8 protein-coding genes and 3 pseudogenes are annotated in these 12,450 nt (G+C 62.9%); 3 read left to right on the top strand and 8 right to left on the bottom strand.

Annotation, left to right across the window (positions count from 1 at the left end):
- Positions 1-127 precede the first annotated feature (127 nt).
- The 5 genes and pseudogenes from ROE7235_RS11435 to ROE7235_RS11415 form a co-directional block, all read right to left on the bottom strand.
- Positions 128-316, bottom strand: a pseudogene (locus tag ROE7235_RS11435) (hypothetical protein); the annotation flags it as partial.
- A 117-nt stretch (positions 317-433) separates the two neighbouring features.
- A pseudogene (locus ROE7235_RS11430) lies at positions 434-1,402 on the bottom strand (TAXI family TRAP transporter solute-binding subunit).
- 291 nt (positions 1,403-1,693) lie between these two features.
- Positions 1,694-2,341 (bottom strand): ImmA/IrrE family metallo-endopeptidase, encoded by a 648-nt coding sequence (locus tag ROE7235_RS11425; RefSeq protein ID WP_183073492.1) that lies wholly within the window; start codon positions 2,339-2,341, stop codon positions 1,694-1,696.
- 63 nt (positions 2,342-2,404) lie between these two features.
- A complete protein-coding gene (locus tag ROE7235_RS11420; protein WP_183073491.1) occupies positions 2,405-2,950 on the bottom strand; it encodes a restriction endonuclease in 546 nt (181 codons plus the stop codon).
- Between the two features lie 52 nt (positions 2,951-3,002).
- On the bottom strand, positions 3,003-4,157 hold the full coding sequence (locus ROE7235_RS11415; protein WP_121095682.1) for a M20 aminoacylase family protein: 1,155 nt from the start codon (positions 4,155-4,157) through the stop codon (positions 3,003-3,005).
- A 108-nt stretch (positions 4,158-4,265) separates the two neighbouring features.
- Here ROE7235_RS11415 and ROE7235_RS11410 point away from each other — a divergent pair, with 108 nt between their 5' ends.
- On the top strand, positions 4,266-5,792 hold the full coding sequence (locus tag ROE7235_RS11410) for an ATP-dependent DNA helicase (protein WP_121095681.1): 1,527 nt from the start codon (positions 4,266-4,268) through the stop codon (positions 5,790-5,792).
- 100 nt (positions 5,793-5,892) lie between these two features.
- Positions 5,893-6,129, top strand: a complete 237-nt coding sequence (locus tag ROE7235_RS11405) for an Lrp/AsnC ligand binding domain-containing protein (RefSeq protein ID WP_121095680.1) — start codon at positions 5,893-5,895, stop codon at positions 6,127-6,129.
- On the opposite strand, the gene ROE7235_RS11400 is transcribed toward ROE7235_RS11405, so the two are convergent.
- The 3 genes and pseudogenes from ROE7235_RS11400 to ROE7235_RS11390 all read right to left on the bottom strand — a co-directional run bounded on the left by ROE7235_RS11400 (position 6,061) and on the right by ROE7235_RS11390 (position 9,907).
- Positions 6,061-6,402: a DUF7742 family protein gene (locus ROE7235_RS11400; protein WP_121095679.1), complete on the bottom strand. Its 342-nt coding sequence runs from the start codon at positions 6,400-6,402 to the stop codon at positions 6,061-6,063. The genes ROE7235_RS11405 and ROE7235_RS11400 overlap by 69 nt on opposite strands.
- 109 nt (positions 6,403-6,511) lie before the next feature.
- Positions 6,512-8,896 carry a baseplate multidomain protein megatron gene (locus ROE7235_RS11395; protein ID WP_183073489.1) on the bottom strand — a complete coding sequence of 795 codons (2,385 nt, stop codon included), beginning with the start codon at positions 8,894-8,896 and terminating at the stop codon, positions 6,512-6,514.
- Between the two features lie 41 nt (positions 8,897-8,937).
- Positions 8,938-9,907 (bottom strand): annotated as a pseudogene (locus tag ROE7235_RS11390) (IS5 family transposase).
- A gap of 223 nt (positions 9,908-10,130) precedes the next feature.
- On the opposite strand from ROE7235_RS11390, the gene ROE7235_RS11385 reads away from it, so the two are divergent.
- The gene (locus ROE7235_RS11385; RefSeq protein ID WP_121095677.1) at positions 10,131-12,419 is read left to right on the top strand and encodes a xanthine dehydrogenase family protein molybdopterin-binding subunit; all 2,289 of its coding nucleotides are present in this window, start codon (positions 10,131-10,133) and stop codon (positions 12,417-12,419) included.
- The last annotated feature ends 31 nt before the right edge of the window (positions 12,420-12,450 follow it).

The following is a 12,450-nucleotide window of genomic DNA, read 5'->3' as shown; positions in this document are numbered from 1 at the left end:
GCAGCGCCTCAAGCGCCACAGCAGCTTTAAACTTGTCTGAAAAGTTCCGTCGCTTTGTCATTCTCGTATCCATTCGTGCGCGTTGGATACATCTTAGCACGCTGTCCAAATTTGCCGGACCACTTCAGTATTGGGCAAACTGGAACTGCAAATCGGCAATCCAGACCTGAAAGACCGACCACAGAAACGCCACGGTTGCGATCAGCAACGCGACATTGCGGTTGGTCGGTTCACGACCACCAGAATCGGTGCTGGCGACGAGGTCTTGCAATTCCTCATCGGAAAAGCGGCGACCCTCTTGAGGCGCTTGCGACATGGTCCATCCCCCGAATGTTGGTTTGATGATTTGGCGGTTTTCCCAACGGATCCGGGAAAACACGAAAGCCATGGCCCGCATGACACGGGCCATGGCAGTGCTACGGCACGAGGCCGCTTATTCCATCAGGCCCGCTTCGCGGTAGTAGCGTGCGGCCCCTTCGTGGATGGGCGCGGAATTGCCATCTGTCACCATGGTCTGCGCTTCCAGAATGTCGAGCGCGGGGTGCAGCGCCTTGAACTGGTCGAGATTCTCGAAGATCGCCTTGACCACTTCATAGGCCACATCGTCCGACACGTTGGTCGACGACACGAAGGTCGCGCCGACACCGAAGGTGGTCACGTCCTCTGCGTTGCCGCGATACATGCCGCCGGGGATGGTCGCCATGCGGTAGTAGGAATTCTCCTCGACCAGACCGCGAATGGCGTCATTATCCACGTTCACCAGCACGGTGTCGCACGAGGTGGTCGCTTCCTGAATAGCGCCCGACGGGTGGCCGACGGTGTAGACGATGGCGTCCACATTGTTGTCGCACAGCGCCAGCGACTGCTCTGCGGGCGGCAGTTCCGTGGCCTGCGCAAAGGTGTCGGTGGTCCAGCCCATCGCGTCCATCACCACATCCATGGTGCCGCGCTGGCCCGAACCGGGGTTGCCGATATTGACGCGCTTGCCGGCCAGATCCGCAAAATCGGTGATGTCCGCATCGGCGCGCGCGACAACCGTGAACGGCTCGGGGTGCAGCGAGAAGACCGCGCGCAATTCCTCGAACGCGCCGTTTTCTTCAAAGCGCGAGGTGCCGTTGGCGGCATGGAACTGCCAGTCCGACTGCGCCACGCCGAATTCCAGCTCGCCCGAGCGGATGGCGTTGATGTTGAAGATCGACCCGCCGGTCGATTCCACACCGCAGCGGATGCCATGCTCGGCCCGGTCACGGTTGACCAAGCGGCAGATCGCGCCGCCTGCCGGTTAATACACGCCCGTCACGCCGCCGGTGCCGATGGAAATGAATGTCTGGTCCTGCGCCATCGCGGCACCGCCCATGGCGGTGGCGAAAGCGAAAACGCCAGCTGTCAGATGTTTGGTCATGGTAACCTCCAGGTTGATTTATGCCGCCACTCAGAGGGCAGCTTGCAAGGCGCGCGCGGCACGGGTTGCCCCTGCGACGATACGCCTTATCCGCCGAATGGACGACGCCTTGGCAAGAGAGTCAAGCATAGCGGCCTAAAAAATGGGCAGCTTCCCTAGCGTCAGCCCGGTTCAGCGCATCTGACCGTTTGTGCACCAGAGCGCCAGCACCGTCGCGGGCGGTGGCGCTGCTTGGGGGGGTAGAGCAAGATAAGCCATGGCAACTTCCTAGGACGCCAAATTGTGATATGATCAAGCTCGAGTGAAAGAAGAGCGATTATCTGTAACAAGCCCTGCTCTTTTTAACTTAATCTCAATAGCTCTTCTTGAAACACCAAACAGCTCTGATAGATCAGCTAACATCTGGCTATATGGCACATAATTGCACGGTTGATCATCAACGAAAATATACCCAAAACTCCTGCCGTGTGTGCCATACTTTTCTCTTAACGCCTCGACGGTATTACGAAACTGAGTATCCGGCAGAAGCAACTCAGCAGCAAAAATATTAGCCTGAAACTCAAGACGCTGATAGTTAAAAATCTCCTTTGAATTATTCTCAACGTATAGGTCGTTTTCTACAACAGTTTCTGACAGAAGAAACTTACCATGTTCGAGACACAGATGACCTACTTCATGAGCGATTGTAAATCGTTCACGATTGCTGTTCTGATGCAAATTTACGCGGATAGTTTGCCCAGCGAAATCAAGCGAACCCAAGACTGCATTTCCATCCGAATCGTAGATCATTTTTCCGGATCGAACTAGAGTGAGGTTCAACGATCTACAGATTTCTTCCACATCAACTTCGCCATTCTTATAATTTACCAGTGACAGAGCTTGCTCTGCCTTTTCTTTTATCTGATAGACTGTAAGATAATTTACAGTATTAAAACTCACTCCGAAGCTTATTTCCATTATATTCAGACGATCTGAAATAGCATCTCTTATCAGTTGATTAAATTAACTGAAATAGCACCCATCTAAATGCGCTGAAAATTTAAGACTTTTTTGCGATCCGCTACCAGAATAAAGCTGAGAATCTATAAATTTTTCCTCGACCCATGATCTTGCTGTGCGTTCAGCTACTATTTCAATTCCATCGCTATCAAATTTCACAATGCCAAGTTTTCGCTTATTCGCCACGCTATAAGCACCTGACTGCAATTTGTTCGTTGTAACGATAATACCCTTCGCAGCATGCCCAAATACACTAATAAGTTGATCAGAAAAGTTTCGGATGTTTTTATCTTCGATTGACCTCTTATGATTCTTACACTCAAAGACTAAATATAGATGCGGATCAGAAGCACCTTGGCGACGAATCTCTACTACGATATCAAATTCGACATCTGCTTCGCGATCTCGGCAGTAATATTTTGCTTGCTTTAGCACGCGGCACTGTCCTGCCGGGTATAATCCATACACCAGTTCATCATGCCCTGTTTGATCAAGTAAATATTTAAGCAAACGATCTTCGAGCCTGTTACCTTTCTCGGTGGTGCTCACGACCTTCTCCCGTAAATCTTTAGCATACAAATCACTTGAATGACCCTCGCTCTCACCCCAACCTCGCCTCCACCACCCCCACATACCAGCTTGCCCCATAGGGGATCACCTCGTCGTTGAAGTCGTATTGCGGGTGGTGCAGGCCCGGCCCGTCGCCCGCGCCCAGCACGATATAGGCGCCGGGGCGTTCTTCCAGCATATACGCGAAATCCTCGCCGCCCATGTTGAACCCCGCCTCAATGCACTGCCCCGACACGTCCAGCGCCACCGCGCGGGCGTAGTCGGTATGCGCGGCATGGTTGACCATCACCGGGTAGCCGCGCAGGAATTCCACCTCCGCCACCGCCCCGAACGCCCGCGCCGTGCCGTCCGCCAGCGCGCGCAGCCGCGCCTCTGCCAGGTCACGCACGCCCGCGTCATGCGTGCGGATCGTCCCCACCAGCGCCACCCGCGCCGGGATGACGTTGTGCGCGTGGCTGGATGTGTCCACCCCGCAGACCGACAGCACGATGTTCTGCGTGGGGTCGGTGTTGCGCGCGGCCACGCTTTGCAGCGCCACGATCAGGTGACTGGCGACCACCACCGGGTCGATGGTCTGGTCGGGCTTGGCGGCATGCCCGCCCTTGCCTTCCACCACCAGCCGGAACTCATCCACCGCCGCATAGAACGCGCCCGCGCGGATGTTGAATTCGCCCAAAGGGTGGCCGGGGCGGTTGTGCAGCCCGTAGACCTCGGTAATGGCAAAGCGGTCCATCAGCCCCGCATCGCACATGACCTTCGCGCCCCCGCCCCCTTCCTCGGCAGGTTGGAAGATGACGGCAACGGTGCCGTCGAAGGCGCGCGTTTCACACAGGTATTCGGCGGCGGCCAGAAGCATCACCATATGCCCGTCATGCCCGCAGCCATGCATCCGCCCCGGCACGGTGCTGGCATAGGGCAGGCCCGTCGCCTCATGCATCGGCAGCGCATCCATATCGGCGCGCAGGCCAATGCAGCGGCCCGGCCCGTTACGGCCATGGATCAGCCCTACAACGCCGGTCACGCCAATACCCTCGACCACCGTGTCACAGCCAAAGGCGCGCAGCTTCTCGGCCACGATCGCGGCGGTGCGGTGGCACTCGAACCCCAATTCGGGATGGGCATGGAAATCGCGCCGCCATGCGGCATGGTCGGACAGGCGCGCGGCGAAACGGTTGCGGATTGGCATGGGTGGTCCTGTTGCAATGGAGGCGCTCAGGCTACGCCGCGCGGCCCTGCGCTGCAAGCGCGCGAAAGCGGTTTCCCCCGGCCCGCGCTTTGGGCTAGGGTCGCGCCCATGACAGCGACAGCCGCCCTGCCCGCCCTCTCCGATGACCAGTCCCAGGCTTGGGAACGGGTGTCCGCCGCGCTCGATGCGGCGGGGATCGACCTCGACACCGGCCAGACCGGCCCCATGCCAGAGGGGCGCGGCACGGTGCTGGCGATCACCGGCAAGGCTGGCTCCGGCAAGACATTGCTTCTGGCGGGGTTGACCAAAGCACTGGCGGCCGCCGGGGTCGAGATCGTGACAGGCGAATATGAACCCCGCCGCAAGCGCGACCGCAGGTCGCTGGCGGTGCTGGCCCCAACCAACAAGGCGGCGTCGGTCCTGCGCGGGCGCGGCGTGCCTGCGACCACGCTGCACCGCATCCTCTATTCCCCGGTCTATGACCCGGAATATGAGAAAATCGCTGAATGGCTGGCGGGTCAGGCCCCGCGGCCCACAATCGAAGGTATGGAGGATGTCGCGCTCGACCGCGCGGCGGCGTTCTACGCGCAAACCCCCTCCATCCCCGGCGCTTTGGCGGCAGCAGGCCTGCGCGGGTCCGATTTCATCACCGGCTGGAAGCGTCGCGACGACCCGCTCGATATTGGCTTTGTCGATGAAAGCTCCATGCTGGACCAGCGCCAACTGGACGATCTGAAGGAACTCTTCGGCACGCTGGTCCTGTTCGGCGACCCGGCGCAGCTTGCACCTGTCGGGGGCGCGGGCGAGATGGTGTTCGACCACCTTCCAGCCCCACAAAAGATGCACCTGGCTCGCATCCACCGGCAGGCGGCGGATAATCCGATCCTTGATCTGGCACATGCGCTGGCCGATCCCGACCTCAGCTTCGAGCAATTCGAGGACCGCATCACCGCCGCCGCCCGCAATGACGAGCGCGTACATCTGGCCGAGCGTGTGGATAGCGACCTGATGGCGCGCAGCCCGGTGCTGGTGTGGCGCAACGCCACGCGCCTGCGCCTGATCCATGCCTTCCGCAGCGCCCATGGCGCCCCCGAAGATGCCCTGCTGGAAGGCGAACCGCTGATCTGCGACGGGTTGGAACTGCCGCTGAAGCACCGTGCCAAACGGATTGATCTCGAAGCGCGCGGCCTCATCAAGGGCGCGCAGGTGGTCTATCTGGGGCCGGGGCGCAAACCGGGCTTCTCGCGGCTCCACATCTTCGGCGCGCCAGATCCGCAAATCTCGGTCGCCTCGATCGTCAAAATCGAAAAAGACCCGAACGAGGACCCGTTCATCCCCTTCGCTGCCGCCATGGGCGCGGCTTTCGTGCACGGTGCGGCCTGCACCATTCACAAGGCCCAAGGCTCGCAATGGCCCGAGGTGCAGGTCTTTGCCCCCGACCTTTACGCCGCCGCGCGCGCGGGCCGCACCGAGGGCGGTATTGCACTTTGGAAACGGCTTGCCTATGTCGCCATCACCCGCGCCGAACACCGGCTGCACTGGGTCATCCGCAACCGCCTTGCAAGGCCCAAGGCCGCACTCACCACCGAAGACCTCGGCGCAGAGGCAGCTCCGCTCACGCTTCAGCCAGATTGACTCTTCCCTCTTCATCCTTGCCCAAATATTCTGGGGGTGAATGGGCGCGCCCGCGCCCAGAGTGGGCAAAGCCCCCTGAACCCCAACACCCGGAGGCCCTATGCGCTGCGTTTTTGTCCAGTTCCGCTGCACGCCCGGTAAAACCTACGAGGTTGCCGACGCTATCTATGACCGCGAGGTGGTCTCGGAACTCTATTCCACCTCGGGCGAATACGACCTGATCGCCAAAGTCTATATCCCCGATGACGCGGATGTCGGCCATTATCTGTCAGAAGCGCTGTTCGATATTCCCGGTATCAGCCGCACACTGACGACCATGACCTTCAAGGCCTTCTGACCGCGCCAGAACCGCCGCGATCACTGCCGCGAGTGCCGACAGAAACCGCCGGTCGCCGGCGGCTGGCGCAGGGGCGGACCCGCGCGCCAGTGCCGCGCTTGTCACCGTGCCATTGCCGAGGCGCGGATGCGCAAGACCGTGGCGGCGCCGGAACCGGTCGGCCCGCGCGGCCTCGTCCAGCAGTGCCGCCGCCACCTCTGGCCAGGCGTCGTCGGGCCACTGCAACAGAACCTGCGCTGCGGCTAGCAAGTCCGTGGGCGTTACCGGCCGCATATCCACCCCACCCCCCGCGCGCGCCGGTGCGCAAGCCGCGCCGCGCAGGCGGCGTGGCGGGGTGGGCGGGTGGGCGCACCGGCGCGCGCGTCACATGTCGTCGGTGCCATCACAGCAGCACCTCGGCCCGCGCAAACGGCCCGGGCCCAACCACGTCAGAGACCTGCGCCACCTCGACCGCAAATGCGGCCCCTGCCCCGTCTGTGGCCTGCATCGCGGCGGTGTAGATAAAGGCGGGATTGTCCAGCACTTCTTCGCGCAGAACCTCGCCGCCCAGACGCACCCGCAGCATATAACGCTCATAGGCCTCCGCGACCGGCACTTCGGCGCTGCCCCAGGCATCGCCCCCTTCGCGTGTGCGGCGCACCCAGGCGGCCGCCAGATCACCCCCCGCCAGCGCGTGCAGGCGCAGATGCGCCGGACGGTAGGGTCGCAGCCCCACCCCTTGCGCAGTTGCCACGAAATCGCGCTGGCTGGCATCATCAATCGGCCGGCTGGCCGGTCCGATGCGATAGGCGCGTTCACCCCCCAGCGCATCGCGCGGCAAGTCGATCCGCGCCAAGCGACCGTCCAATACGACAACCAGCGCACCGGCGGGCCAGTCCAGGGGCATGATCCCGTCAGTGCCTTGCTGCCCCCGCAACCGGCGGCGCAGCGCGTAGGTGTCCGGCGCGACCATCTCGGCCTCTGCGAACTGGAACACCTCCCAATCTTCGCCCAGCCCGATGGCCAGCCTATTCGCCCCGCCCAGCACGTCTTGCGGGCTGGCGGATTGCAGCACCCCGCGCATCATACGGACACGCAGCGCAGGCCCGTTATCCCAGCGCCCCGCCGGTGCCGCCACCAGCGGCGTTGCCGTAACCCCGATGAAGGCGCGTTGCGCCACAAGCGTATTTAGCACGAACTGGTCAGAACCTTCGCGGCGATGCAGCGCCACCGCGCCGGGCCATGCGCGGGCAGAGACAGCCAGCCACGGCGCATGCGCCACCTCTGTCCCCGGTATCAGCGGCAGGTCCAGAAAGACCGGTTGCACCGGGCCGGGCGCGGTGTAGCCAGCGGCTTGTGAGCCCCCCAGATCGGTTTCGCCATGGCCATATACACCGGGTTCGACGCGCGTGGCTTCCATCTCGCGCGGGCCAGACAGCGTTGTGCGGTCGATCCGCCAGACCGACGCCCCCGCACCGGTATCAAGTTCGACCACATCCCCCGCGCCAACCCCACTGGACGGTGGCAGCGCAAAACGGGCACTGTCGCGCACGACCCGCGCCTCGGTCAGCCAGCGTTCCGCGATCAGCCGCGCCTCGCCCTCTGGCAAAACCAGCGGCAGGTCGGACCCCGCCGCGCGCGCAGAGCTGGCATCTGGGAACACGGCTTCTGCGGTGCGCAGGTCGAAATCGCCGCCTTCGGCCACATAGCCCAGCCGCACGCGCCCGGCGTCATCGGCCTGCGGGGCGCGAATGCGGGTCAGATCGCCGCCATCCGCGCGCACAAGGTTGTCCGCGCCCAGCCGCGCCACAGCCCGCCCATCGCGCGTGACAAAGCGCAAGGTGCCGTCGCGTTCCACGGCATCTATGCCGAACGCCAGCATCAACGCTTGCAACATTGCGCGCGGGCTGTCGGTCGAGGGCACGGCCATGCCGCGCACCACGCCGTAAACGCGCGATACATCGACCGGTGTCAGCCCCGCGCGCGCGCAGATTTCCGCGATCACGGCGTCCAGCGGTTGCGCCGTCGCGCGCCCCGTCACCCAATGCCCGCGCGCCCAGTTTGCCCCGTCGCTCCACAATGTGGCATTGCCGGGAAACCACGGATAGGGCCGGGCGTCCCACGCCCAAAGATGCGCGCGGGTCAAGTCCACCATCGGGCCTTGGTAGAATTCCGATTGCGGGTTGTGGGCCGGGTCCGACCAGTAGCGGTTGACCGCGCGCACATATTGCATCTGGACCGTGTCGTCGCGCCATCCGCGCGAGAAATAGGGCGCGCGGCTTTCACTCGATTTCGGGTCCAGAAACACATTCGGCTGGTTGGTGCCCCGGTCGATCGCGGCGCAGCCGTATTCGGTAAACCAGATGGGTTTCGAGCGCGGCTCCCACGCGGTTTTGTCCAGTCGCACACCGCCCACACGGTCGTGGTGGTCGTTTTCCCACCAGCCGCGAATGTCCTTGTAACGCCAGATCCAGTCCTCTTGCCAAACGCTCTCGTCGCGAATGGGTGTGCGGCGTTGCTGGTCGCGGTCGAGCGCGCTGGCATAGAACCAGTCATACCCCTCGCCACCAGCGACATTGGCCGTCAGATAGTCCAGATTATAGATGCTGCCCCAACCCGCATCGGCGTGCTCGGTTCCGTCGCGCCAGTCCGACAGCGGCATGTAATTGTCGATGGCGACGGCATCTATGTTGGCATCGGCCCAGAGCGGGTCCAGATGGAAGAAGCGGTCGCCCTGATCCGTGATATAGCCGAAATATTCCGACCAGTCGGCGGGACTCTGTTGCACAAATCGGCTGATGGCCGAGGTTCCCCTTTCCCCGGACAGAGTCATCCCACAGCTTCGGTGACGGGTATTCCGAGCGCTGTGAAGCCGTTCAGCACGGCGACACGGACCTGGAACTCGGCAACCTGACGGTCGAAATCCCGCGCGGTCAGACGTTGGCCCAGCAGATTGACGCAATGCATTTTGGTTTCGACGCGGCTCCGGCGGTGATAACCGCTCCATCGTCGCCAGATAGTTCGACCGAAGCGTTTCGACGCGCGAAGCGCTTCGTTTCGCGCAATCGCCCCGGGGCTATCGGGCTTCCATGGTTTGGCGTTCTTGCGGGGTGGTACGATGGCCGTAGCGCTGCGAGCGGCGATCGCATCATGGCACTTGCGGGTGTCGAAGGCACCATCGGCGGTGACGCTGCCGGTCTCCTGATCGGGCGGGATTTGGTCGAGAAGTTCGGGCAGCATGGGCGCGTCTCCGACATTGCTGATGGTGAACTCCGCAGCCCGGATTTCGAGTGTTTTCTCGTCAATTCCGATGTGGATCTTGCGCCAGGTGAGCCATTGATGCGCCATTGGTGCGAGCACAATGGCGAACGCGGTTTGTGCCACCGTGCTTGCGCGCATTCCATTCCCCTTCGCCCTCGACCTTGATGCCTGTGCTGTCGACAAGCAGGTGCAACGGGCCGCATGAGCCACGGTAGAGAATGCTTACATTCAAGGTCTTCTGGCGGCGGCTCAGGGTGCTAAAGTTTGGCACCGCCCAGTCCGAGCCGATCAGCCGCAGCAAGCTCTCGACAAAACCTGTCGTCTGCCTCAGCGCCATGCCGAACAGCACTTTCATCGTAAGGCAGGTCTTGATGGCAGCATCGCTATAGTCGGGTTGGCGACTACGCTTTCCGGTCGGCGTCGCCTCCCTAGTCATGGCGGGATCAAACCAGATCGTCAACGAACCACGTCGCTTGAGCGCTTCGTTGTAGGCCGGCCAGGTCCTTGTCTTGTCGGCCGGAGCGATGGGTCTGCTCATGCCCTCCAGCTACCACACTGGATTCACAAGATGAATCCCTCACGGGATTTGTGCAACAGAGCCCCCCTTGACCGCCCGCCCGCCAGGCGGGCGCGGGTTTCCCGCACCCACCTCGGGCGGTCGCGGATTGTCTGCGTCTTGCCCAAGCCTGATTGCACTGCAACGCCCCCCTTGCACCCCTGCCCGCTTCGCCTATCCTCTTTCCTAAACAAGGAGCATCACCATGCAGGCATTCGGGAAATCTCAGGGCGGCACGCGGCGCGAGGATATGCGGTTTCTGACCGGGCAAGGCCGTTACATGGCCGATATCGCCCCCAAAGGCGCGTTGCACGGCGTCTTTCTGCGCGCGCCCGTGGCCCATGCGCGGATCACGGCGCTGGATGTGGACGATGCCCGCGCCCTGCTCGGTATTCGCGCCATTCTGACGGGCGCGGACCTGATCGCAATGGGCGTCACAGAATCCGTCTACGCCATTACCCTGCCCGACACGCGCGGCGGCAAGGGTGCGGCCCCGCACCGCCCCATTCTGGCCCATGATACAATGCGTCATGTGGGCGAACCCGTGGCGCTGGTAGTCGCCGAGACGCGCGAGGCGGCAATGGACGCGCTGGACGCGATCACGCTGGATTATGACGACCTGCCCGTGGCGCTCGCGCTCGCCCCCGGCGGCGACACGATCCACCCAGAGGCCCCCGGCAACCTCGCCCTCGACTGGCGCTTGGGGGATGCGGACGCGGTGGCGGATGCCTTCGCCCGCGCGGCGCACATCACCACGCTGGACGTGCGGCAAAACCGCGTGACGGCAGCGAGCCTTGAGCCGCGCGCCGCGATGGCAGACTGGGACAACGGCAAGCTGCACATGGCGTTCAACGGCCAAGGCGTGTGGCGGCTGAAAACGGAACTGGCGAAGGCCCTGTCGCTCGACCCCGAAAACGTGCGCGTCACCACGCCCGATGTGGGCGGCGGGTTCGGCATGAAGGTCATGGTCTACCCCGAGCATTACGCCTTGGCGGCGGCAGCCCGCCAAATCGAAGCGCCCATCCTGTGGGTGGCCGAGCGGGGCGAATCCATCGCGTCCGACAATGGCGCGCGAGATCTGACCAGCACGGCGGAACTGGCCTTGGACGCGGATCACAAGATCATCGGCTACCGCGTGCGCTCGACCACCAACCTTGGGGCGTATAACTCTCAGTTCGGTCAGAACATCCAGACCGCGCTGTTTTCCAAGGTGCTGACGGGGGTATATGACATCCCCGTGGCGGACCTGCATGTGCAGGCGGTTTATACCAACACTACGCCGGTCGATGCCTATCGCGGCGCGGGGCGGCCAGAGGCGATCACACTTCTGGAACGCACGATGGACATGGCCGCGCGTGAACTGGGCATCACGCCGTTCGATCTGCGCGCGCGCAACATGATCGCGCCCGATGCGTTCCCCTACACCACGCCCATGGGCGAAACCATCGACGTGGGCGACTTCGCGCGCCTGCTGCACCGGGCAGAGGCGTTGGGCGATGCGGCGGGCTTTGCCGCGCGCCGCGCCGACAGTGCCGCCAAGGGGCTGCTGCGCGGCATGGGGGTCAGCTATTATGTCGAGGCGATCCTGGGTGATTCCTCGGAGAGTGCCGCTTTGGAGTTTACGCCGGACGGTCGGGTGCACCTGTTTGTCGGCACGCAATCGAACGGGCAAGGGCATGAAACGGTGTTTGCACGCTATCTGGCCGAACTGACCGACGTGGATGAGGATATGATCGACATCATCCAGGGCGATAGCGACCTGATCGCGCAGGGCGGCGGCACGGGCGGCTCGCGCTCTGTGACCGTGCAATCTGCGGCGACATTCGAGATGACCAAGACGATGGTCGCGGATTTTGCGGAGTTCCTGACACGGCACACAGGCGCGGGGCCGTTCACGTTCGAGGGCGGCATATTCGCCACCCCCGGAAGCAACCGGCGCTTCACCTTGGTCGAGGCGGCGGAACTGGCGCGCCATGCGGGCGAAGAGACGCTTCTGCGCCACGATGCCCGCATCACGCTGGAGGGGCGCTGCTACCCGAACGGCGCGCATCTGTGCGAGGTCGAGATCGACCCCGAGACCGGCGCACTGCGGCTGGACCGCTATCTGGCGGTGGATGATTTCGGCAACCTGATGCACCCGGTGCTGGCAGAGGGTCAGGTGCATGGCGGCATTGCGCAGGGTCTGGGACAGGCGGTGATGGAAGATCTGGCGCTAGACGCGGACGGCCAGATCCTGTCGGGCAGCTTCATGGATTACGCCATGCCGCGCGCGTCGGACCTGCCGATGATCGGGTTTGAAAGCGTGCCGGTGCCGTCCAAGACCAACCCGCTGGGCATGAAGGGCTGTGGCGAGGCGGGCACCGTCGGCGCATTGGCGGCGCTGTCGAACGCCGCTCTGGACGCCATGTGGCCACGCGGGGTGCGCCATGTGGACATGCCGCTGACGCCTATGCGGGTGTGGGGGTGGTTGCAGGAGGCGGAGGAGAGAGCTTAGCGTACTGATAAGGACTGGCGGCTTTGCGGAC

The organism is Roseinatronobacter ekhonensis, from assembly GCF_900499075.1.
In the GTDB taxonomy this organism is placed as follows: Bacteria; Pseudomonadota; Alphaproteobacteria; order Rhodobacterales; family Rhodobacteraceae; genus Roseinatronobacter; species Roseinatronobacter ekhonensis.
The sequence above is the reverse complement of the archived record's forward strand: the minus strand, read 5'-3'. Positions and strand labels throughout refer to the sequence as shown.